This is a genomic window from Afipia birgiae 34632 (genome assembly GCF_000308295.2).
GTDB classification, from domain to species: Bacteria; Pseudomonadota; Alphaproteobacteria; order Rhizobiales; family Xanthobacteraceae; genus Afipia; species Afipia birgiae.
Window position 1 is genome coordinate 1646812 of sequence record NZ_HG326652.1, and the last position, 21877, is coordinate 1668688.

Here is a 21877-nt window from a genome sequence, read left to right on the forward strand (position 1 = left end):
GAAAAACTTCTGAAGCGCATCACCTTGCGTAACGGTGATGCTGCGATAGGCTCTCGCCCGTAAAACGCCAAAAATTAGACCCTACCGGGAGGATAAATCATGTTTTACGCTTTCAAAAATCACGCCCTGACTTCAGTCGCTGCCGTTGCATTTGTCTACGCATCGGCAATTTCCGGATCTGCTCAAACTCCCAACAACAATCTGGACAAGCTCGGCAATTTCCAGAAGACCGGCGTCACTGAAATTCCAACCGTGCCGCAGACCGGCCGCAAGGTCGACGCGATCAAGGCGAACCTTGCCAAGATCAAACTGCCACCTGGCTTCAAAATCAGCCTCTATGCGCTCGTTCCGGACGCCCGGCATATCGCCGTCGGACCGCAAGGTGTCGTGACCTTCGTCGGAACACGCAAGAGTAAGGTCTACGCCGTCACGGATCGTGGCAAGGCTGGTTTTGCGGAAGAAGTGAAAGAGTTCGCTCCGTCTGTCAGCTTCACCATTCCGAACGGTGTTTGCTTCTCCAAGGATGGCTTCCTCTTCGTTGCAGAACAGAACCGTATCCTCAACTTCCCTGCCGCCGAGTTCTTCTATGAGAGCCCGGATATCGCTGTCGCTGTGGTCGTCCCGCAGGGTGAGTTGATCCCCAAGGAAGACGAAAGCTTCAATCACACCGCCCGTGTCTGCCGCGTCGGCGCTGACAACAAGATTTATGTCTCGCTCGGGCAACCATTCAACGTGCCCGCGAAAGACAAACTTGAAGGCTATGCGAAGCACGGGATCGGCGGCATCATCCGCATCGATCAGGATGGCAAGAACCGCGAAGTTTATGCCCAGGGCGTCCGTAATTCGGTCGGCATGGATTTCAACCCGAAGAACAATCAGCTCTGGTTCACGGACAATCAGGTCGACGGCATGGGCGACAACATCCCGCCCGGCGAGTTGAACCGTGCGACCCAGATGGGGCAGAACTTCGGCTTCCCGTATTTCGGCGGCGGCAAGGTTCGCACCGTCGAGTACAAGACCGATACTCCCCCGGCCAACGTCGTGTATCCGGAAGTCGAGATGGACGCCCATGCCGCCGACCTCGGCATGACTTTCTATAACGGCAAGTCGTTTCCGGCCAAATATCGCGGCGGCATCTTCTCGGCCCAGCATGGATCGTGGAATCGCACGGATCCGGTCGGCGCAAGGGTGATGTTCACGTCACTCAAAGCTGACGGCAGTGCCGACAAGACAGAAGTCTTCGCGTCTGGTTGGTTGACGTCGGACGGCGAATATACGGGACGTCCTGTCGACATCGCAACTCTGCGTGACGGCTCGATCCTGGTGTCCGACGATCTCGCCGGCGCGCTCTACAGGATTACCTACGACGGCAAGTAAGCATCAGGCATAACGATATACCCGCTGCGAACGAGCCTAACCTCTTTCGCGGCGGGTCTTTATAGGCGTCATAACGTGACGACGCAAAACGGAAACAAGAAAATGAGCGTGCGCGTATTTGTCGGCCTGCTTGTCTTGAGCGTGATAGTTTCTTCTAGCGGTACAATCCAGGCCGCCGATGCCAAGGCCGGACGCAAAAAGGCTCAGATGTGCTCAGCATGTCATGGCATCGACGGAATTTCCAAGATGCCAATGGCGCCCAACATCGCGGGCTCGCCCGCGATGTATCTGGAAAAGCAAATGAAGGCCTTCCGCTCCGAGGAGCGCAAGGATGAGACCATGAATGTGGTAGCTAAGCCGCTGTCGGACACGGACATCGCCGATCTTGCGGCCTGGTATTCTGGGCTAACAGTCGACGTGACGCTGCCAAACTGATCATTGTGTACGAAAACGTCAGCGCACCCGGGCGATATAATAGGCTAGATCAAGAATTTGCTGATCGGTCACTGACTGAAGCACATCGGCCATGGTCGCATCATAGCCACGGCGGCTGTTGTCCTTGTACTCGCGCATGGTCTTAGCGAGATAATCTTCACGCTGATTGGCAATGCGCGGAACGTTGTCACGGCCAGCGAAGTCGACGTTATGGCAGGCGTTGCAGCGGTACCGCTGCGCCAGATCCTGCGCCTGCAGCATACGCATCGGATCGCCCGCGTCATCCGGTGGAGGCGGATTCTTCAAAGTTCCAATATGGTCGGAGAACGCGCGTAGATCGTCATCCGTCAAATCCTTCGCCATCTCGTTCATGATGTCGAAGGTCCGCATTTTTTCGCGAAACATGTAAAGCTGGATCAACACATAGGCTGGCTGTTGCCCCCCAAGCGATGGCGTATTTTCGATTTCGGACCTTCCGCTTTCGCCGTGACAGGCCAGACACGGCGCGGCGCGCTCCTGAACTGTTTCGGCCCATGCCACCACCGGTATAATGGCAAGGGCAAGAAAAACGAGAAAACAGCGCATTCGAAATTCCAGCAATACCGTAGCGTTGCTAACAGGCACCACTTCAGAAAGCGACCGGAAGCGTTTCCGCTTCCGGTCATGAGTGAAACCAAGACGTCTATTTTGCAGCCGTCTTCTGCTTGCCGTAGGTGATACGATAGACCGCGCCATTCCAGTCGTCGGAGACCAGAAGCGAGCCGTCCTTCATCTGCTGCACATCGACAGGGCGGCCAATGTACTTGTTTTCCTCCAGGAATCCGGTGATGAACGGCTCGATCGATTTGACAGTGCCGTCCTTGCTTAACCTGACGGCAATGACGTCACCGCCCTCTTTCTTGCTCTTGTTCCAGGATCCATGGCGCGCCACGAAGATCGTATTCTTGTATGTCTTCGGGAACATATCTCCCGTATAGAAACGCATGCCCAACACGGCGGTATGCGGTCCCATCAAGCCCACCGGGGCGGTGAACTCCTTGCAGGATCGGCCCCATCCGAACTCCGGATCAGAAAAATTACCCTGATGGCAGAACGGTGCTCCGAAATGTTCGCCGGTCTTCGTCACACGATTCAGTTCATCCTCCGGAATGTCCTCAGAGGCCCAGTCGCGGCCGTTGTCGGTGAAATAAAGCTGCTTGTTTACCGGATTCCAATCGAACCCGACAGTGTTGCGCACGCCCAGCGCTACGACTTCGACACCAGAGCCGTCCAGATTCATCCGGCGAATCTGCGCGTGCTTGTCGCTCGGCAGCACGTTGTTGCCCGGCTGGCCAATCGGCACATAAAGTTTATTGTCGGGACCAATGCCGATGAACTTCCAGCCATGCGCCTCGTCCTTCGGAAGGTCGTCATAGATCATCGTCGGCTTTGGCGGATTATCGAGCTTGTCCTCGACATTCTCTATCTTCGAGATCTTCGAAAGCTCAGCGATGTAAAGAGTCCCCTTGTGGAACGCGAGACCGTTCGGACGGTAAAGACCTGAAGCAAGAACCTTGACGCTGCGTTTGCCGTCCTTACTGGTAATGGCATAGACCTTGTCGACGAGGCGGCTACCGACAAACACCGTGCCCTTGTCTCCTTCGCGGAGTGAGCGAGCATTGGCCATGCCAGAGGCATAAACCTCGATATTGAATCCAGGCGGCAGCTTCAGCTTGGCTGTTGGCAACCTGTCTGCCGCAGCCGCGATCGGTGGCATAGACATGGGTGCAAGCTTGGCGGCGGCGGCATTGTCCGGACGTCCGATCAGCGGTGAACCGGGCGGCAATGCTGGAGCTGCGGGAGCTTGCGCAGTCGGCGCGGGAGCCGGTGCTGCGGCCGCTGGTGCGGGAAGCGGAGGCGTGGCGGGCGTCGTCGGAGTTGCGGGTGCCGGCGCTGCAGTGGGTGGCGATGAGTCGCTTGGCGCGGTGGGCTGTTGGCCATTCGCGTTGAACGCGAACAACCCGGCGAAAACGCTTGCAAGTAACACGCTACGTGACGCGGATGATAGCATCGTCATTCGTTTCTCCCTGCGAAAAGGCCCTTATTACGTGCCGTAACAGGCACGCATGGACCTAAGGTTACAGTTTCCCCTACTTCTCTTCCGGTCTTCAATCGGAAAACGTGCTCGTCCTCCCTCTCAGGCTTGTGACAGTTCATCGATCGCCGCTATGACCGCATCTCTCACACCGGGATCATACAGCGAATGGCCAGCAGCCTCGACCATCCGGAAGGTTGCGTCCGGCCAGACCTTCAGCAACGCGTGCGCAGTGGAGGGCGGACAAAGCAGATCGTAACGTCCCTGCACGATTGTTCCGCGAATCCCCTTTAACTGTCCGGCATTCTTCAAGAGTTGTCTGGGCTGCATGAAGCATCCGTTCTGGAAGTAATGAGCCTCCATGAATGGTGTCGACGGAAGACCGCGCGCAACATCTTTCACCGAAGCAAGATCAAGCCGTGTTTTCGCGGGCTTATGCTCCGACAGAATGCGCTCGGTGTCGTGCCAGGCGCGAGACGCGGGTCCGTGGATAGCAGGATCAATATCGAGAATACGCCGCCAATAGGCCTCAAGCGGTCGCGAACGTTCCTCAGGAGGAAGCAGACCCAGGAAGTCCTCGTTCAAACCCGGATAGAGACAGGGCAGCCGATCGAGAAACGCGCCTTCCAATTCGCCCCGCGTCCCCAGAAACGTTGCGCGTAGAACGATCCCGCTAATGCGCTGCGGATAAGCCTGCGCGTAGGCCAGCGCCAGCGTCGCCCCCCACGAGCCGCCGACTACGAGCCATCGCTCGAACCTAAAATTTTCGCGGATGATTTCCATGTCCGCGATCAGATGCGGCAGCGTATTGGCATCGCGCGCGCCGTTGGGGCGGCTCCTGCCCGCGCCACGCTGATCGAACAGCACCGCGTGAAACCGCAGCGGATCGAACAATCGCCGATGATCGGGCTGGCAGCCACTGCCGGGGCCGCCGTGGAGATAGACCGCGGGAATGCCATCCGCGCGTCCGACTGTCTCAACATAAATCTCGTGACCGTCACCAACCGTCATATGCTGTGCGGAGAGCGGTGCAGAACGACCTGCCTGTTTACCCGAAGTCACAATGTCGGCGGCGTCAGGCCCCATGCGTATCTGCCTCGAGCGTGCCGCCGGAAAAATTGCGATAGATGAAGCGTCGGTCGCCACCGGCCGCCTCATTCATCGCAGCCCTGAAAATCTGTTCATGAACTGGCGAGAGCGCGCAGGCCGGATCGGTGTTGCCGGCATTCCCGGTCAACGCAAAGGCCTGGCAGCGGCAGCCACCGTAATCGGCTTCCTTGTACTCGCAGCTCTGACACGGCTCCGGCATCCAGCCAGTGCCGCGATACCGGTTGAATGCTTCCGAATTCTGCCAGATCCACGCAATCGGATGATCCCGCACCGACTCGAATTTGAGACCCGTGATCGTTTCCGCCGCATGGCACGGCAGGATCTTGCCCGACGGCGAGATGTTGAAGAACTGCCGTCCCCAGCCACCCATGCATTTCTTGGGACGCAACGCATAGTAGTCCGGCACGACATAATCGATAGCGAGGATGCCTTTCAGCCGCACCTCCGCCTCCTCGACGATGCGCGAGGCTTCATCGATCTGTTCCATTGTCGGCATCAGCGCTGCACGGTTCTTCAGCGCCCAGCCGTAATATTGAACGTTGGCAACTTCGAGCCGGTCGGCATCGAGATCGACGGCCATCTGAATAACATCCGCAAGCTGAAACAGGTTCTGGCGATGCATGACCGCGTTCACCGTCAACGGCAGACCAAGCTCACGGGCCCAACCCGCAACCTCGATCTTCTTCGTGTGGGCGTCTTTCAATCCGGCGACACGATCAGCCACGCCCGACTCGCTGCCCTGAAAGCTGATCTGGACATGGCACAGCCCCGCATCGGCCACAGCGGCCAGCTTGTCCTTCGTGAGCAGCACAGCAGACGTGATCAGGTTTGAATATAGTCCGACATTGGTGGCATGCTGAACGATCTCAATGAGATCCTTACGCGCCGTCGGCTCGCCGCCGGAAAAATGAATCTGGAGTACGCCGATTTTGGCGAGTTCACTCAGAACGCGCTTCCACTCATCGGTGGTGAGTTCTGCGCCGCCACGCTCAAGCTCCAGCGGGTTCGAACAGTATGGGCATTGCAGCGGACAGCGATGTGTGAGTTCTGCAAGGACCGCCAATGGAATGCCGAAAGTTTCCGCCTGCGACTTGCGCGCCTCCAGCACCGCCAATCCATCGGATGGATCGGCGCGTACACGAGAAGCATCGGTCAGCGTCGGACTCATGGTTTGGTGTCCTGTGCCTCCGCGAGAAAGCCCTTCTCCGCGAGGTCTCGCAGCATTGCGATAACATCGGCGCCGATCAGACTACGATCAGCGGCATACTTCGCGGCAAGAACGTCGATGATCTGATCGACATTCCGCACGCCATCGCAGAGCTGCAAAATTTCCACCGCAATCTCATCCGGTGCAAGCACCCTCTCCGGCACCAGAATAACCCAGACTTGCCGCGCCTCGTCGAATTTCAGCTTCGCATGCCGTGCAAGCACCGGCCGGCTCTGCTCAGTTATGTCGATCCGTCGGCTTCGCAATGCCTTCAGCCCTTCTCCGGCACAAAAGCACCCGGCGGAACATGGCCATCGATATAGGCATGATATAACGCGTCAAGCTGGACCCAAAGCACGTTGGTCTTGAAGATCAGTGCATTGCAGACGGCTTCACGTTCTTCCGGCGTTTTTGCATGCTTCTTGACGAAATCGAGGGCAAAATTGGCATCGCGCGGTGCTTGCTCCATGCGCCGCTTGAAATAGCTCATGATACTCGGATTGACAAAATCGTAATGCGCGAGCATTCCCGAAATGCGCTCCTCGTGCAGGTTCGGGGCAAACAGCTCGGTCAGGGATGATGCGATTGCCTCAAGTGGCGTCCGATCTCGGACGAAGTGCACATAGGCATCCACGGCGAAGCGCGTTGCGGGGAGAATTCCCTCGGCGGATTCGACGTAAGCGGTGTCCAGATCAAGCCCCTCGGTTAGTTTCAGCCAGCGTTCGATCCCGCCCTCCGTGTCGACATCGCCATCGTGGTCCTCGATCCGATGCCGCCATTCGAGCCGGATATTGCGATCGCGGAACCGCGAAATCACGACCGCATCCTTGATCGGAATGGAACTCTGATAGTAGTAACGGTTCAGCGCCCAAGCCTGCACTTGTCCCTTGTTGAGCTTGCCACCATGCAGCAACCGGTGAAACGGATGCAGGTTGTGGTAGCGCGTCGCGCCAATCTCTCGTAGCGCAGTCTCGAGTTCATCCGCTGTCGCAAGCGAAGTTCCTGCCTTTAGTGCAAACACACTCGTCGCGATCAAATGATGATCTCCATCCCATCCGAAGGAATTTGCCAGCCCGCGCGGTCGGCAGCCTGACGCTCCGCAGAGCCTGGAAGCAGGACTGGATTCGAATTGTTGATGTGCAGGAAAATTTTGCGGGTAATACCGAGGTCCGCAAGGGCGGCCATCGCCCCGTCCTCGCCAGACATCGCCATGTGCCCCATTCTCTGTCCAGTCTTGACGCCGAGGCCTGCGGCGATCAGTTCATCGTCGCGCCACAATGTCCCGTCGAAGAAAATCAGGGGCGCACCTTGAAGACGCTGCCTCAACTCTGGGGTCAGCGCCGCGCAGGCAGCGAGAAAATAGAGGCGCTCCCCGCTCCGCTTGTCGGAGATCCGGAGGCCTAGTGTATCGCCAAGATCTTCGGTGCCGTCAGCACGTGTCTCACCTTCGAGGTACCATGCCCGCTTTCCGGGGGCGGCGAATGGAAGAACCTCGAGATCCGACGGAGAACCGTCAGGGAGTTTCGGCTCAAATGCCACGTCAAACTCAATCGGCTCTCGCCGCACGCGCTTTTCATCAAGCACATTGAAAATGCTGTTCGACTTGAGGATGGAAAGAACCTGCTGGTGGGCGTAGATCGTAAACGGCCATCCCTCCCGCAGGGACAGCAGTCCGGCCACAGCATCCACTTCGCCGTTGGTCAGAATGACGCCGACAATGGGGCTGTGCCGCAGCTGGCCTGCCCTGGGGTGGAGCTGCGGCGTCGCAATCACCTGCTGGCGCAGATCCGGCGAGGCATTGATCAGAAACCAGTGTTCACCGTCCGCACTAACGGCGACCGACGCCTGTGTCGCACGCAGTTCGGGACGCTCATCGCGCGCGACCCGACAGACCTCACAATTGCAATTCCATTGAGGAACTCCGCCGCCCGCCGCAGCCCCAAGAACGACGACGCGCATTAGGCTCCGCCTTCGATTCAATGACCGGATTGGTTGATGGCAGACGTCGGCATCACAGACGCCAACAAATCCGACACCGCGCACGAACACCTCGTCATTCGAGGGATTCCTGACGCAAACTGGATCGCTTCACTGCGAGTTTGATAGCGCGTTGCGTGCTACTTCCGCGCCGCGCAGGCATACATGTTGATTTCCATGCCGACCGGCACTTCGACGATCCTTGGGGTCTTCCAGGCCATTTTGGTCTCCTTGCCCATTAGCGGGACGGGACTTTGCATCCTCGTCAAGGGCAAGGCTAACATGGAGTTTCCAAACCCCGCCATCGAATTTCAGCCGCTGGCGGCACAAGTTTGTGAGTGAAGCACGCTGGCGTGTGCGACGCACCAACGCCGGGCTCGGACCCTGCTGCGACGCGAAAGGCCGGTTTCTCAGAAAGGGGACTTTACACCCGTACCCGCCACACCCAACCTGTCGCCAATAATGACGCCGCAAACGGCGCGATTCTCCACAACATCATGGGTCCATGCAGCCTTCCGCCGCACCACGGTGAGAAAGCCTGCAACAGGGAGGAAATCCACGTTGAGCTTGCCTCGCGCGCGCATCAAAATGTCGGACGCAGACATTGTCAGCCGGTTTGAGCGGCTCGGCTATAAACTCGATATTGATCAAATCGCGTTCACTACGGAAAGCGTTGAAGATTTCTACGACGCGAGAGAAACGCTCTGGACAGGTGTCGGCACGGAAAAAATCTACGAGGAAGGCGGATTGCTGCTGGTTGAAAAAGCGCAACCCCGCGCAGGCCAGCCCACCCGCGACATCGCAGTCATCAGCCTTGGGCACGCGCGCGCTGTGATGGGCGTCCTCAAACCGGACAAGTCAGCCGAATTGCCACGCTATGCCGGACGCATGGAATCGTCAGATCGCTAAGCTGCATCTGGCCGTCGGCAGATTCCGTCCAACAGACCACACGCCTTCTACTCGGCCTTGGCGAAGCGATCGTCGAGCGCGTAGCCCGCGCCGCGGACGGTGCGGATCGGGTCCGATTCGCGTCCGAGGTTCAGCAGCTTCCGCAGCCGGCCGATGTGAACGTCTACCGTGCGCTCGTCGATGTAGATGTCGCGTCCCCAGACGCCATCGAGCAACTGCTCGCGGCTGAACACGCGCCCCGGATGCTCAAGGAAAAATTCCAGCAACCGATACTCAGTCGGCCCGAGATCGATCGGACGGCCCGAGCGGGCAACGCGCCGCCTGTCTCTATCCAGTTCGATGTCGCCAAATGCAAGCACGCTGGCGAGGCGCTCAGGACTGGCGCGCCGCAACAGACCCTTCACGCGCGCGAGCAGTTCAGGCACCGAGAACGGCTTCACGATGTAGTCGTCCGCACCGGTCGCAAGCCCCCTCACCCGCTCGCTTTCCTCGCCGCGCGCCGTCAGCATGATGATCGGAATCTGCTTGGTCTCGGGCCGCGCACGCAGCCGACGGCAAAGCTCAATGCCGGACAGACCGGGGAGCATCCAGTCGAGGACGATAAGATCAGGAATGTGCTCCTTGAGCCGCGTATCTGCATCGTCGCCACGTGCTACCGTTTCGACGTCGTAACCCTCGGCATCAAGGTTGTAGCGAAGCAGCGTCGTTAGCGCTTCTTCGTCCTCGACCACAAGAATTCGGGCGCTCATGCTCGATCCTTCAGTTGATACACGTTAGCTTCCTGACGCGGCCGTTGCAAAGTTCGTCATGTCACCCTTCGGGCGCTGATCGATCATCTGCTGGCCTTCGATCATATAGAACACGGTCTCTGCAATATTGGTCGCATGATCGCCGATCCGTTCGATATTCTTCGCGCAGAACATCAGGTGGATACAAAAGCCGATGTTGCGCGGATCCTCCATCATATAGGTCAGCAGCTCACGGAACAGCGAGGTGCAGATCGCGTCGACCTCCTCGTCGCCCTTCCAGACCACCATGGCGGCAGGCAGATCATGCGCCGCGTAGGCATCCAGCACCGACTTCACCTGCGACTGCACAAGGTCGGTCATGTGCTCGAGGCCGCGGATCAATTTCAGCGGATGGAAATCACTATCGAGCGCAGCAACGCGCTTGCCGATGTTCTTGGAAAGGTCGCCGATACGCTCGAGGTCAGTCGCAACGCGCATCGAACTGACGATCTCGCGCAGATCGACCGCCATCGGCTGACGGCGTGCAATCGTCAGGACCGCACGCTCCTCGATCAAATGCTGCAGTTTGTCGATATCAAGATCGGCAGCGACCACGCGCTTGCCGAGCACAACATCACGCCGGATCAGCGCGTCAACGGAATCGACGATCTGTCGTTCGGCCAGGCCGCCCATCTCGGCGACAAGCCGATTGAGTTCCTGAAGGTCTTCATCGAACGCCTTGGCTGTGTGATCTGAACCCATGATATTTCTCTCCCGCGAAATACGCGTCAGCCGAAGCGGCCGGTGATGTAGTCTTGCGTGCGCCGATCGGTCGGCGATGTGAAGATCTTGTTGGTGTCGTCGAATTCGATCAGTTCGCCGAGATACATGAACGCGGTCTTGTCCGACACACGCGCCGCCTGCTGCATATTATGCGTCACAATGGCGATTGTGTAGTCTTCCTTCAGCTCCTGGATCAGTTCTTCGATCTTCGCAGTCGAGATCGGATCGAGCGCCGAGCAAGGCTCGTCGAACAGGATCACCTCGGGGCGAACGGCGACAGTCCGCGCGATGCACAGGCGTTGCTGCTGGCCGCCCGACAGGCTGAGACCGCTGGCGTTCAGCTTGTCCTTGACTTCGTTCCAGAGCGCCCCGCCCTTCAATGCGGCCTCGACGCGGCCATCCATCTCCGACTTTGAAATCCTCTCATAGAGCCTGATCCCGAACGCGATGTTCTCATAGATCGTCATCGGAAATGGTGTCGGCTTCTGGAACACCATGCCGATCCGGGCGCGCAACAGATTGAGATCGAGCTTTGGATCAAGCATGTTGGTCGAATCCAGCATGAGATGTCCGACCGCGCGCTGGCCCGGATAGAGATCGTACATCCGATTGAAGATACGCAGCAATGTCGATTTACCGCAGCCAGACGGACCGATAAACGCGGTGACGCGGTTCTCGCCGAGAGTAAGGTTTATGTTCTTCAAGGCGTGATGTTCGCCGTAGTAGAAATTTAGGTCACGCGCTGTCACCTTGGCCCGCGGTTCGGCATGGCCAGCCATCCCAGGCACGTGCCCGCGTGGAAGATCAACACTCACTGAAAGCTGTTCGCTCATTTCGATGTCCTCTCGGCGCCAAGAATGCGCGCGCCAATGTTAAGGGCAAGTACGGTCAGGGTAATCAGCAGAGCGCCGCTCCATGCGAGCTGCTTCCAGTATTCGTATGGGCTCTGGACGAAGTTGTTGATGGTCACCGGAAGGTTGGCCATCGTCTTGGTAAGGTCGAGACTAAAGAACTGGTTGCTGAGCGCCGTGAACAGCAGTGGCGCGGTTTCACCGGCAACGCGCGCGGTGGCCAGCAACACACCGGTGATGAGACCTGAGCGCGCAGCACGATAGGCGATACGTTTGATAACCAGCGAGCGCGGCAAGCCGAGCGCAGACGCCGCTTCTCGCAGCGGGTTAGGGACAAGGCCAAGCATATCTTCAGTCGTACGCACCACAACTGGAATGACGATGACCGCCAGCGCCAGTGTGCCCGCCAACGCCGAGAATCCGCCCATCGGCACCACCACTGCACCGTACACAAACAAGCCTATGATGATCGACGGCGCGCTCAGCAGGATGTCGTTGATGAAGCGGATCACCGACGTCAGCCGGTCGTGCTTGCCGTATTCAGCGAGATAAGTGCCAGCAAACAGTCCAATCGGCGCGCCAATGCCGACACCGAGGACCGTCATGATGATCGAACCGACGATGGCATTGAGCAGTCCGCCCTCGGTTGATCCTGGCGGCGGCGTGTTCTCGGTGAAGATCTGAAGATTCAGACCCGCAAGGCCGTTGTAGAACAGCGTGAACAGAATTAGTGCAAGCCAGGTAACGCCGAACAGTGCGGCGCCGAGACACAGAAATTGGACTACAATGTCAGAACGGCGGCGGGAAGCATAAATCGGGTTCATGGCTCAGTTCCCCGCCTTCTTCTCAAGACGCATCAGCATCAACCGCGCGGCGGCCAACACAAAGAACGTCAGAACGAACAGGAGCAGGCCAAGCAGAATGAGGCCGGACTGGTGCAGGCCGTCGCTTTCGGCAAATTCGCTGGCGATTGCAGCTGAAATTGTCGTACCGGGCGCAAAGACCGATGAGGATATCCGAAACGAATTTCCAATAATAAAGGTGACGGCCATCGTCTCGCCGAGCGCGCGGCCGAGCGCCAGCATGATGCCGCCGATCACGCCGACCCGCGTATAGGGAATGACGACGTTACGAACGACTTCCCAGGTAGTGCAACCGACACCGTAAGCGGCCTCCTTCAGCACGGGCGGGACCGTCTTGAACACGTCAACCGAGATCGAGGTAATGAACGGCAGCACCATGATCGCGAGGATTAGCGCGGCGTTGAACAGGCTCAGATAAGACGGAGGCCCCGCGAAAATCGTGCCGAGAATAGGTACGCCACTGAATATCTTGATCATGAAGGGTTGAAAGGTATTTGCCAGGAACGGGCCAAGCACGAAGAAACCCCACATGCCGTAGATGATCGACGGAACGCCGGCGAGGAGTTCGACTGCCATGCCGATCGGCCGACGCAGCCACTGCGGACACAACTCGGTCAGAAAGATTGCGATGCCGATACCGATCGGAATAGCGATCATCATCGCAATCACTGACGTCACCAGCGTGCCGTAAATCGGGCCAAGGGCACCGAGAACCGGTGGATCGGCGGACGGCGCCCAGCGCTGCGTCCAAAGGAACGCAAACCCATATTCCTTCATCGCAGGCCACGCGCCCGCTATCAGCGAGAGAATAATGCCGCCGAGAATGAGAAGGACCGCGAGTGCACAGGCTCGGGTGGTCCAGTAGAATGCCCTGTCACCGAACTTGAAGGCGCTCAGTGCCTTCGCGCGGTCGTAAGGCCCGGCTTCGTCTATCGAGGTGCTCTGAACGGCCATCTCTGCCACGCTCGTCCCCTGTCCCACTCACTCTAGTTGATGTCTGCTGGCCGTACACGTCTGGCGCCGGTCGCCGTCAAAGAAAGCGGAGGAGAGGCTGGCCTCTCCTCCGGAACGTTTGCTTAGCTCTTGATGTCTGCCGACCAGGTCTTTTCGATCATCTTGACGACCGGTTCGGGCATCGGAATGTAATCGAGATCCTCAGCCATCTTGGCGCCCTTCTCGAACGACCACTTGAAGAACTTGATCGCTTCCGCGGACGCAGCCTTGTCGACCGGAACCTTGTGCATGAGGATAAAGGTCGCAGCGGTGATCGGCCATGAGCCTTCGCCCGGCTGGTCGGTCAGTATCACGTAGTAACCGGGAGCCTTGGCCCAATCGGCGTTGGACGCCGCAGCCTGGAATGACGCTACAGTCGGCTGAACGGTCTTGCCAGACTTGTTGGTCATCGCTGCATAGGTCAGCTTGTTCTGCTTGGCGTAAGCATACTCAACGTAACCGATCGAATTCTTGGTCTGGCCGACGTTGCCTGCAACGCCTTCGTTGCCTTTGGCGCCGACGCCGGTGGGCCACTCAACCGCGGTTCCCTGGCCGACTTTGGCCTTCCACTCGGCGTTGACCTTGGACAGGTAGTCGGTGAAATTGAAGGTTGTTCCCGACCCGTCCGAGCGCCGCACGACGGTGATGGCATCCGAAGGCAGGGTAAGCTTCGCGTTCAGCTTGGCAATGGCAGGATCGTTCCACTTGGTGATCTTGCCGAGATAGATGTCGCCGAGCAGTTCACCGGAGAGCACCAGTTCGCCTGGCTTGATGCCTTCGAGGTTCACGACAGGCACGATCGCGCCCATCACCATCGGCCACTGAATGAGGCCATCCTTCTCAAGCTGCTCAGCCTTGAGCGGCGCGTCGGTCGCGCCGAAGGTCACGGTCTTGGCCTGGATCTGCTTGATGCCGGCGCCGGAACCGATCGACTGGTAGTTCAGACCATTGCCGGTCTCTTTCTTGTAAGCGTCAGCCCATTTCGAATAGACGGGGAACGGGAACGTCGCACCCGCACCTGTGATGTCGGCGGCAAAGGCCGAGGTCGATACGGCGACAAGGCCAGCAGCGACGACTGTTTTGACGAAATTCACTGGGTCTCTCCATCGTGTGAGCGGGTGCACAATCATCGGAGATTGTTTCCCGGGGCCGTCTCCTTAGAGGTCCGGCATAGAGCTTTTATGGAGGTTGGATGACAGTCGTGTGACACCGTGTGACGGCACAGAACACTTCTGAACTCACCCGCTTATCACATTGATATATTTCACGAATTACACCTCATCTTGCCCGTTCAAAATGTGGGCCGAAAGGAATTTTTAACAACTGTGTACGCCCCGCGATCGGCGCTAATTCCGAAGCTCCGTGCAGAATGGCTGAGCGCTTCTGGTCAAGCTGACGGGCTCCCAGCCGGTCACCTGCCTACGATTGCCTAAAATGCTCAATCAGCGAGCGATTTAGGCTTGAACGAGTCATGTGCCACTGTTGCCACTGTGAGCGAACTCAGACGCACGCCAATCGATAAAGCCGCGCACGCGCGGCAAGATCTGGCGATTATGCAGATATGCGACCGCGGGAAATCCGGCTGCGTGGTCCAGCCGATACTCAACTGTGAATTATCCGGTCCGGCGCCGCACAATAAAGGGTACGGCGGCATCGAGCGTCGTGCCCTCTACATCGGCCTACTGGTTCTCACTCCGCCGCAGTGCGAATCTCTGCGCGTTCCACACGCACAGCGCAGAACTTAAACTCAGGAATTTTCCCGAACGGATCAAGCGCGGGATTGGTCAGAAGGTTTGCTGCCGCCTCGGCGTAACAGAACGGCATGAACACCATGTTCTCCGGCACGTCGCGATCGGAGCGAATCTTGACCTGGATAGCGCCGCGGCGCGTTTCCAGTCTTATGAAATCGCCCGGCCACACGTTCAGCCGCCGCATATCCTTTGGCGACATGAAAGCAACTGCTTCCGGCTCGATACTGTCGAGCACCTCAGACCGGCGCGTCATCGATCCCGTGTGCCAGTGCTCAAGCACGCGGCCCGTCGAGAGCACCATAGGGTATTCGTCGTCCGGAATTTCGTCGGGCGACGTGACGCGCGCCGGAACGATCTTGCCGCGCCCGCTTTCCGTCGGAAAACCGGTGGTGAAAATGATCTCGTTGCCCTGGTTGAAGGGATCGTCGACCGGATAAGTCACTGCACCTTCACGCTCAAGCCGTTCCCACGTGATGTTTTTCAGTGACGGCATGACATACGTCATTTCCGTGAAGACATCCGCGGGACCGCTGTAATTCCAGTCGAGACCCATGCGCTTGCCGATCTCCTGAATAATCCAGAGATCCTGCCTTGCGTCGCCGGGCGGCTTGATCACCTGGCGCGCAATCTGCACACGCCGGTCCGTGTTGGTGAACGTGCCGACCTTCTCGGCAAATGCGGAGGCGGGAAGGATGACATCGGCATGGAACGCGGTTTCCGTCACGAACAGATCCTGCACCACGAGATGGTCAAGCTTCGCGAGCGCTTCACGCGCATGCTGCAAATCCGGATCGGACATCGCCGGATTCTCGCCCTCAATATACATGCCGTTGATATCGCCGGCGTGGATCGCGTTCATGATCTCGACCACAGTCAACCCGCGCTGCGGGTCGAGTGGCTGGCCCCAGAACTTCTCGAACAACTCGCGCACCTGGTCCTGTTCGACGCGCTGGTAGTCCGGATAGGCAAGCGGGATGAGGCCGGCATCCGAGGCGCCCTGCACGTTGTTCTGTCCGCGCAGCGGATGTAGTCCGGTGCCCGGCCGCCCAATCTGCCCGGTGATCAGAGCCAGCGCGATCAGACAGCGGGCGTTGTCGGTGCCGTGAATGTGCTGGCTGATGCCCATACCCCAGAAGATGAGAGAGGACTTCGCCTTCGCATACATGCGCGCAACTTCGCGCAGCGTCTCGGCGGGAATACCGCAGATTGGCTCCATTTTTTCAGGCGGGAATTCCTTGATCTTCTCCTTGAGATCGTCAAATCCCTCGGTGTAGCCGGCGATGTACTGCGCGTCAGTCAAACCCTCGGTGATGATCGTGTGCAGCATAGCATTCAACATCGCAACATCGCTGCCGGGCTTGAACTGCAGATGCATGGTGGCGTGACGCGACAAGGTTTGCCGGCGCGGATCCATGACGATCAGCTTCGCACCTTTCTTCACCGCGTTCTTGATGAAGGTCGCGGCGACAGGATGATTGACGCTCGGATTGGCGCCGATGACGATAATCACCTCCGCATCCGCTGCGGCAGCGAACGGCGCCGACACAGCGCCTGAGTTCAGACCTTCCATCAAGGCCGCGACCGAAGACGCGTGGCACAGCCGCGTACAGTGATCGACGTTGTTCGAGCCAAAGCCGGTCCGCACCAGCTTCTGGAACAAATAGGCTTCCTCGTTAGATCCTTTCGCCGAGCCAAACCCCGCGAGCGCCTTCAGACCCTTCTCATTCCGGATCTTGAGGAGGCCGTTCGCCGCGATGTCGAGGGCTTCTTCCCACGACGCTTCGCGGAAATGCGTGAAGGGATTGGCGGGATCAACCTGATCGCGGGCATCCTTCTTCGCATTCGGCAGCCGCACCAGCGGCTTCGTAATCCGATGAGGATGATGAATGTAGTCGAAGCCGAATCGCCCCTTCACACAGAGGCGATTGTGGTTGGCGGGACCGTCGCGCCCCTCGGCATAGACGATCTTCTCGTCCTTGACCTGATATTCCACCTGGCAACCGACGCCGCAGAACGGACAGAGCGAAGCGACTGTCTTGTCGGGGTAAACTGTGCGGGTTTGGTTGGCGTCGAGATACGCGGACGGCATCAGCGCGCCGGTCGGACACGCCTGTACGCATTCGCCGCACGCGACGCAGGTGGACTCTCCCATGGGGTCATCGAAATCGAACACGATCTTGGCGTCGTGATTGCGGTACGCCATCCCAATGACGTCGTTGACTTGAACTTCACGGCACGCACGCACGCACAGCCCACACTGAATGCAAGCATCGAGATTGACGCTCATGGCCGGATGGCTGCTGTCGCCCGCCCAGCGATCATTGGCAGGAAAGCGGCTTTCCGTGACCTCGACCCTGTCGGCCCAGTTCCAGAATTTGGAATCCGGATCGTGTGACGTCTCGCGTGCCGGTTGATCGGCGACCAGCAACTCCATCACCATCTTGCGGGCGGAGACAGCACGCGCGCTCGCGGATTTCACCTTCATGCCAACATTCGGCATACGCTTGCAGGAAGCAGCCAGCACGCGCTCGCCTTCGATCTCGACCATGCAGGCGCGGCAATTGCCATCGGCGCGATAGTCTGGTTCCGGCGAATAGCAAAGATGCGGAATCTCGGTCCCTTCACGCTTGGCAACCTGCCAGATCGACTCGCCCGGCTGGGCCTCGACCATTTTCCCGTCCAGCTCAAATTGGATCTTCGTCATTCTGCAGCTTCCTTGGGCGCGAATTCCTCGGGAAAATATTTGATGACGGTGGTTAGCGGGTTTGAAGCCGCCTGCCCTAAACCGCAAATGGATGCGTCACGCATCGCCTGACTCAATTCATCGAGCAGATCGCGGTTCCAGACGCGCTGTTCCATCAGCGTCGCAGCCTTCTGTGTTCCGACACGGCATGGCGTGCACTGGCCGCAACTCTCATCCTCAAAGAAGCGCATCAGGTTCAGCGCTGCATCCTTGACCTCATCCTTATCGGACAGAATGACAACCGCGGCGGACCCGATAAAGCAGCCGTATTTTTCCAGCGTGCCAAAATCGAGTGGGATGTTGTCCATCGACGCCGGCAGAATGCCACCCGAGGCGCCGCCCGGCAGATACGCGCGAAACGTGTGCCCATCGGCCATGCCGCCACAGAATTCGTCGATCAACTCACGTACCGTGACACCTGCAGGTGCGAGCTTCATGCCGGGGTTCTTCACGCGCCCGGAGACCGAATAGCTGCGCAGGCCCTGGCGTTCATTGCGACCCTGCGATTTCCACCAGTCGCCGCCCTTCTCAACGATGTCGCGCACCCACCACAACGTCTCGATGTTGTTGATCAACGTCGGCAGACCAAACAGCCCGACCTGGAACGGATATGGCGGCTTATGGCGCGGCAGTCCGCGCTTACCCTCAATGCTTTCGAGCAGTGCGGATTCTTCACCGCAAATATACGCACCTGCGCCGCGGCGCAGATGCAGCTTTGGACCGCCCGGTGGCAGCTTCTTGATTTCGCGTTCAATGATTTCGCGCGATGCCGGATATTCGTCGCGCAGGTAGATATAGACATCGGGCGCTTCGACAACGTGCGCGCCGATCAGCATGCCTTCGATAAAGCGATGCGGGTCGGTTTCAAGATAATAGCGATCCTTGAAAGTCCCCGGTTCGCCTTCGTCGCCATTGATCGCCATCAGGCGCGGCCCCGGCTCGCCAAGCACGGCGCGCCATTTGCGGCCGGTTGGAAAACCTGCGCCGCCAAGACCTCGCAGCGACGCGTCATCAAGCGCCTTCAGCAAATCCTCTTTCGTCATCGCACCGGAGCGCAACTTCGTCAGCAACGCGTAGCCACCCTTGGCGACATACGAATCGTAATCGATGTACTTCGGCAGGTGCGCATGCGTGTCGCCGCTTTTCGCGGCAGCCAGAACGCTCTCAACGCTCGCATGATCGACAAAATTATGCCCCACCTCCGCAGCCGGCGCCGTGTCGCAGCGCCCCACACAAGGCGCGCGCACCACGCGTACGCCCGGCCCGGCGCTCTTCTTCAACTCGCCTAACAACGTTTCCGCGCCAAGCATCGCGCAGGTGAGAGAATCGCAAACCCGGATGGTCAGCGGCGGAAGGTCGGGCTGGCCTTCTTTGACCACATCGAAGTGCGCGTAGAAGGTCGCGGTTTCAAACACCTCCGAGAAAGCCAGCTTCATCGAGTCGGCAAGGGCTGCAAGATGAGCCGCAGAAATCTGGTTGTAGGTGTCCTGGATGAGATGGAGATGCTCGATCAGGAGGTCCCGCTGCCGCGACCGGTCGCCGAGCAAAATCTCAATTTCTTCAGCCGCTTGGGGGTCAATTTGGCGGCCCTTGGGGGTTGATTTGGCGCGTTTGCGCCCCTCTCCCGGGTGTTCGAATGGCTGAACTGTCTGGACGCTATGGCTCATTCGAATGTCTCATTTGCAGGTGCTTCGAGCTTTGGACGATAGCTTCTGGCATTTCGTATGCCAAGAATTATTCCAATGTCTTAGCTCAGAACAGCCGATTGCTGTAGTCCCTTGCAATATGAAACGGAGTTCCGATGGCCGCCGGCCCGCCCGGCACACCAAGCCTGGATAACGAAAGCTAGCGGACGCCGGGCTTGTCGCGGCTTAGGCCCTTGGCGGCCAGATCATCGAGATAGTTTTGAAAGCGAAGCTCGGCGTTGATCCCGAGATCGTGCAGGAATGTCCAAGAATAAATGCCGGTGTTGTGCATGTCATCAAAGCCGATCCGCACCGCGTAGTTTCCGACGGCATCGACGGAAAGAATGGCAACGTTGCGCTTGCCACCGACGGTTTTCCGCTCCGCCTCGGAATGCCCCTGTACCTCGGCCGAAGGGCTGGTCACTCGGAGCAGTTCCGCGGAGAAAGTGAAGCTCTGGCCATCATCGAAGGCGACGGTCATAGAGCGCCTGTCTTTGGCAAGCCGGATTTCGACCGGCCAGGCCGGCGAAGTTTCAGGGCCACTCAAGCGGGTGCTCCGTCCACCTTCTCGATTATGAACACGATGCGTTGCTCGGCGCGTTCGGTGATCTCAACGCGATCACCGGTTTCCCGGATCAGGTTGGGAATGTCGATGACAGACAACGGGTCGGTGCAATGCACCTCAAGCCGGTCGCCCGCGAGCAAAGCTTTCAGCGCCTTTCGCGTCTTCAGCACCGGCAGCGGGCACTTAAGACCGGTCAGATCGAGCTTGGTCATGGTCATGCTTCTTCAATGGCGGAGGCTCAATCCAGCGTCAACGGGGAACAGACGCGACCTCTCGCACTGCATCATTTTCAAAACTCCTTTCCAAGGCCACTCTGCGACGAAAGCGCGACAACGGGTAACTTGCTTTGCGCAGTACCGACGCCCATAAAATAGACGGACGGAATGATTGCTGGGGAACGCCATGAGAATTTTTATCGTCGCATTGATTTTCGCGGGCCTCTCCGCTGCCGCGGTGTCGGTGCTCCTCAATAAGTTTCAGGAGCCTGGTTACGTCGCATTCACGACCAGTGGAGCTCGCGTGGGTGATCCCGGCCATAACTTGATAGGACCGGGCTAACATCACTAGACCAGACTTGAATAGTCCAGAAACCCGACCATCTGGCCGGGCTTCACTGACGTGATGTCTTCGCCGAGCTCAACGAGGCCATCTGTATCCACGAGGGAAGAGAGAAGCCCTGCACCCTCTCGCGGGAATTTCACCGCCTCCAGCATGCCGTCGGCAGCTTTGCGCAGGTTCACCCTGACATACTCGCGGCGTCCGATTTTCTTGGCGTAGGTAAAGGCCGTGCGCACAGGCATCGGCACCGGGTTTCGTTGTGCCGTACCGGCAAGCGCCAGGACTGTCGGACGGACGACGTAGGTAAACGTCACAAAGCTTGCCACCGGATTTCCCGGCAGCCCGATAAACGGCGTACCGCCAATAATGCCCATCGCCACAGGGCGCCCCGGCTTAATTGCCATGCGCCAAAGCACCAGAGTACCCACGCTCTCGACTGCGGCTTTGACGTGATCCTCTTCCCCCGTAGAGACGCCCCCCGATGTGAGGATCAAATCGTGACGAGTTGCTGCGTCTTTCAGACCGGACGCAAGAGAAGCGCGATCGTCACGCAGAATACCGAGATCGCTGACGTCACAGCCGAGCCGCTTCAACATTGCCGTAAGCATGAAGCGATTTGAGTCGAAGAGTTGTGCAGCCCCCCGCTGTGTGCCGGGCGGCACCACTTCATTTCCTGTCGAAAACACCGCAACACGGAGTCGGCGTTTCATCTCAACGCGCGTCAGTCCGAGTGCCGCCAAGAGTGCTATATCCTGAGGTCGCAACAACCGCCCTGCGGGCAGCGCCGGATGACCTTCCGGAATATCCTCGCCGGCTGGACGGACATTGGCGCCGGCTTTGAGACCCGGCGGCAAAATAACTTTGCCTGCCTCGTCAATCCGAACGTCCTCCTGCATAAACACAGTGTCGGCGCCCGCGGGCATCGGGGCACCGGTAAAAATGCGAACCGCTTCTCCAGGTACGATAGCGCTTGAAATTAACGCGCCCGCCTGAATGCGCCCGGATACCGGAAACGCTTGTTCTTCTTCAAGCGGAAGGTCGCTGCTGCGCACAGCATACCCGTCAACGGCTGAATTGGTGAATGGCGGCAGAGCCAACGGCGCCATGACGTCGAATGCGAGGACGCGACCGTCGGCCTCGACGAGATCGACCCATTCTGTGTCTGCAACTGCAGTGACTCGCGCCGCAATAGTGGCGACAGCTTCATCGATGGACATCATCGGTCCGCCAAACGCGAAGCAGTCATCCGAGAGTTGTGCCATCGGTGA

Annotated in this window: 23 protein-coding genes; 4 read left to right on the forward strand and 19 right to left on the reverse strand. The window is 58.5% G+C overall.

The features are described from left to right. Positions 1–99: 99 nt before the first annotated feature. Both BN32_RS07895 and BN32_RS07900 read left to right on the forward strand, forming a co-directional pair. Complete coding sequence (locus BN32_RS07895; protein ID WP_019197609.1) at positions 100–1377, forward strand: PQQ-dependent sugar dehydrogenase; 1278 nt, start codon at positions 100–102, stop codon at positions 1375–1377. 75 nt (positions 1378–1452) lie between these two features. Further along, positions 1453–1812, forward strand: coding sequence for a c-type cytochrome (locus BN32_RS07900; protein WP_430641898.1), 360 nt, complete (start codon positions 1453–1455; stop codon positions 1810–1812). An 18-nt stretch (positions 1813–1830) separates the two neighbouring features. Here the strand turns inward: BN32_RS07900 and BN32_RS07905 are convergent, their stop codons facing one another. Together BN32_RS07905 and BN32_RS07910 are read right to left on the reverse strand one after the other, a co-directional pair. Continuing rightward, positions 1831–2547 (reverse strand): c-type cytochrome, encoded by a 717-nt coding sequence (locus BN32_RS07905; protein ID WP_244438108.1) that lies wholly within the window; start codon positions 2545–2547, stop codon positions 1831–1833. Then, positions 2495–3574 carry a PQQ-dependent sugar dehydrogenase gene (locus tag BN32_RS07910; RefSeq protein WP_244438109.1) on the reverse strand — a complete coding sequence of 360 codons (1080 nt, stop codon included), beginning with the start codon at positions 3572–3574 and terminating at the stop codon, positions 2495–2497. The genes BN32_RS07905 and BN32_RS07910 overlap by 53 nt, the downstream gene beginning before the upstream one ends. Here BN32_RS07910 and BN32_RS27115 point away from each other — a divergent pair. After that, positions 3573–3908, forward strand: coding sequence for a hypothetical protein (locus BN32_RS27115; protein WP_019197613.1), 336 nt, complete (start codon positions 3573–3575; stop codon positions 3906–3908). The two genes, BN32_RS07910 and BN32_RS27115, sit on opposite strands and share 2 nt — an antisense overlap. 80 nt (positions 3909–3988) lie before the next feature. Here the strand turns inward: BN32_RS27115 and pip are convergent, their stop codons facing one another. The 6 genes from pip to pqqA all read right to left on the reverse strand — a co-directional run bounded on the left by pip (position 3989) and on the right by pqqA (position 8401). After that, positions 3989–4972 carry a prolyl aminopeptidase gene (gene pip / locus BN32_RS07920; RefSeq protein WP_019197614.1) on the reverse strand — a complete coding sequence of 328 codons (984 nt, stop codon included), beginning with the start codon at positions 4970–4972 and terminating at the stop codon, positions 3989–3991. Then, positions 4962–6164, reverse strand: coding sequence for a pyrroloquinoline quinone biosynthesis protein PqqE (gene pqqE / locus BN32_RS07925; protein WP_019197615.1), 1203 nt, complete (start codon positions 6162–6164; stop codon positions 4962–4964). Before pqqE ends, pip begins: the two co-directional genes overlap by 11 nt. Then, positions 6161–6469, reverse strand: a complete 309-nt coding sequence (gene pqqD / locus BN32_RS07930) for a pyrroloquinoline quinone biosynthesis peptide chaperone PqqD (RefSeq protein WP_040425566.1) — start codon at positions 6467–6469, stop codon at positions 6161–6163. Before pqqD ends, pqqE begins: the two co-directional genes overlap by 4 nt. 5 nt (positions 6470–6474) lie before the next feature. Next, positions 6475–7239 (reverse strand): pyrroloquinoline-quinone synthase PqqC, encoded by a 765-nt coding sequence (pqqC, locus tag BN32_RS07935; protein ID WP_019197617.1) that lies wholly within the window; start codon positions 7237–7239, stop codon positions 6475–6477. After that, positions 7236–8162, reverse strand: coding sequence for a pyrroloquinoline quinone biosynthesis protein PqqB (gene pqqB / locus BN32_RS07940; protein ID WP_019197618.1), 927 nt, complete (start codon positions 8160–8162; stop codon positions 7236–7238). Before pqqB ends, pqqC begins: the two co-directional genes overlap by 4 nt. A gap of 158 nt (positions 8163–8320) precedes the next feature. After that, positions 8321–8401 (reverse strand): pyrroloquinoline quinone precursor peptide PqqA, encoded by an 81-nt coding sequence (pqqA, locus tag BN32_RS07945; RefSeq protein WP_040426128.1) that lies wholly within the window; start codon positions 8399–8401, stop codon positions 8321–8323. 340 nt (positions 8402–8741) lie between these two features. Here pqqA and BN32_RS07950 point away from each other — a divergent pair, with 340 nt between their 5' ends. After that, positions 8742–9089, forward strand: coding sequence for a hypothetical protein (locus BN32_RS07950; RefSeq protein ID WP_040425567.1), 348 nt, complete (start codon positions 8742–8744; stop codon positions 9087–9089). A gap of 47 nt (positions 9090–9136) precedes the next feature. Here BN32_RS07950 and phoB read toward each other — a convergent pair whose 3' ends face one another. The 11 genes from phoB to BN32_RS08005 form a co-directional block, all read right to left on the reverse strand. Further along, entirely contained in the window at positions 9137–9838 is a 702-nt protein-coding gene (phoB, locus tag BN32_RS07955) for a phosphate regulon transcriptional regulator PhoB (protein WP_019197622.1), read from the reverse strand. A 24-nt stretch (positions 9839–9862) separates the two neighbouring features. Further along, a complete protein-coding gene (gene phoU / locus BN32_RS07960; protein WP_040425568.1) occupies positions 9863–10579 on the reverse strand; it encodes a phosphate signaling complex protein PhoU in 717 nt (238 codons plus the stop codon). A gap of 26 nt (positions 10580–10605) precedes the next feature. Then, entirely contained in the window at positions 10606–11433 is an 828-nt protein-coding gene (pstB, locus tag BN32_RS07965) for a phosphate ABC transporter ATP-binding protein PstB (protein WP_019197625.1), read from the reverse strand. Next, positions 11430–12275: a phosphate ABC transporter permease PstA gene (pstA, locus tag BN32_RS07970; RefSeq protein WP_019197626.1), complete on the reverse strand. Its 846-nt coding sequence runs from the start codon at positions 12273–12275 to the stop codon at positions 11430–11432. Before pstA ends, pstB begins: the two co-directional genes overlap by 4 nt. A 3-nt stretch (positions 12276–12278) precedes the next feature. Continuing rightward, positions 12279–13268 carry a phosphate ABC transporter permease subunit PstC gene (gene pstC, locus BN32_RS07975; protein ID WP_040426130.1) on the reverse strand — a complete coding sequence of 330 codons (990 nt, stop codon included), beginning with the start codon at positions 13266–13268 and terminating at the stop codon, positions 12279–12281. Between the two features lie 122 nt (positions 13269–13390). Beyond that, positions 13391–14401, reverse strand: a complete 1011-nt coding sequence (pstS, locus tag BN32_RS07980) for a phosphate ABC transporter substrate-binding protein PstS (RefSeq protein ID WP_019197628.1) — start codon at positions 14399–14401, stop codon at positions 13391–13393. Positions 14402–14996: 595 nt separating this feature from the next. Continuing rightward, the gene (gene fdhF, locus BN32_RS07985) at positions 14997–17762 is read right to left on the reverse strand and encodes a formate dehydrogenase subunit alpha (protein ID WP_019197629.1); all 2766 of its coding nucleotides are present in this window, start codon (positions 17760–17762) and stop codon (positions 14997–14999) included. After that, positions 17759–19468, reverse strand: coding sequence for an NADH-ubiquinone oxidoreductase-F iron-sulfur binding region domain-containing protein (locus tag BN32_RS07990; protein WP_040425569.1), 1710 nt, complete (start codon positions 19466–19468; stop codon positions 17759–17761). Before BN32_RS07990 ends, fdhF begins: the two co-directional genes overlap by 4 nt. Before the next feature lie 178 nt (positions 19469–19646). Further along, on the reverse strand, positions 19647–20033 hold the full coding sequence (locus tag BN32_RS07995) for a gamma-butyrobetaine hydroxylase family protein (RefSeq protein ID WP_040425570.1): 387 nt from the start codon (positions 20031–20033) through the stop codon (positions 19647–19649). Then, positions 20030–20269 (reverse strand): sulfurtransferase TusA family protein, encoded by a 240-nt coding sequence (locus tag BN32_RS08000; RefSeq protein ID WP_019197632.1) that lies wholly within the window; start codon positions 20267–20269, stop codon positions 20030–20032. Before BN32_RS08000 ends, BN32_RS07995 begins: the two co-directional genes overlap by 4 nt. 345 nt (positions 20270–20614) lie before the next feature. Next, positions 20615–21871: a molybdopterin molybdotransferase MoeA gene (locus BN32_RS08005; protein ID WP_019197634.1), complete on the reverse strand. Its 1257-nt coding sequence runs from the start codon at positions 21869–21871 to the stop codon at positions 20615–20617. Positions 21872–21877 lie beyond the last annotated feature (6 nt).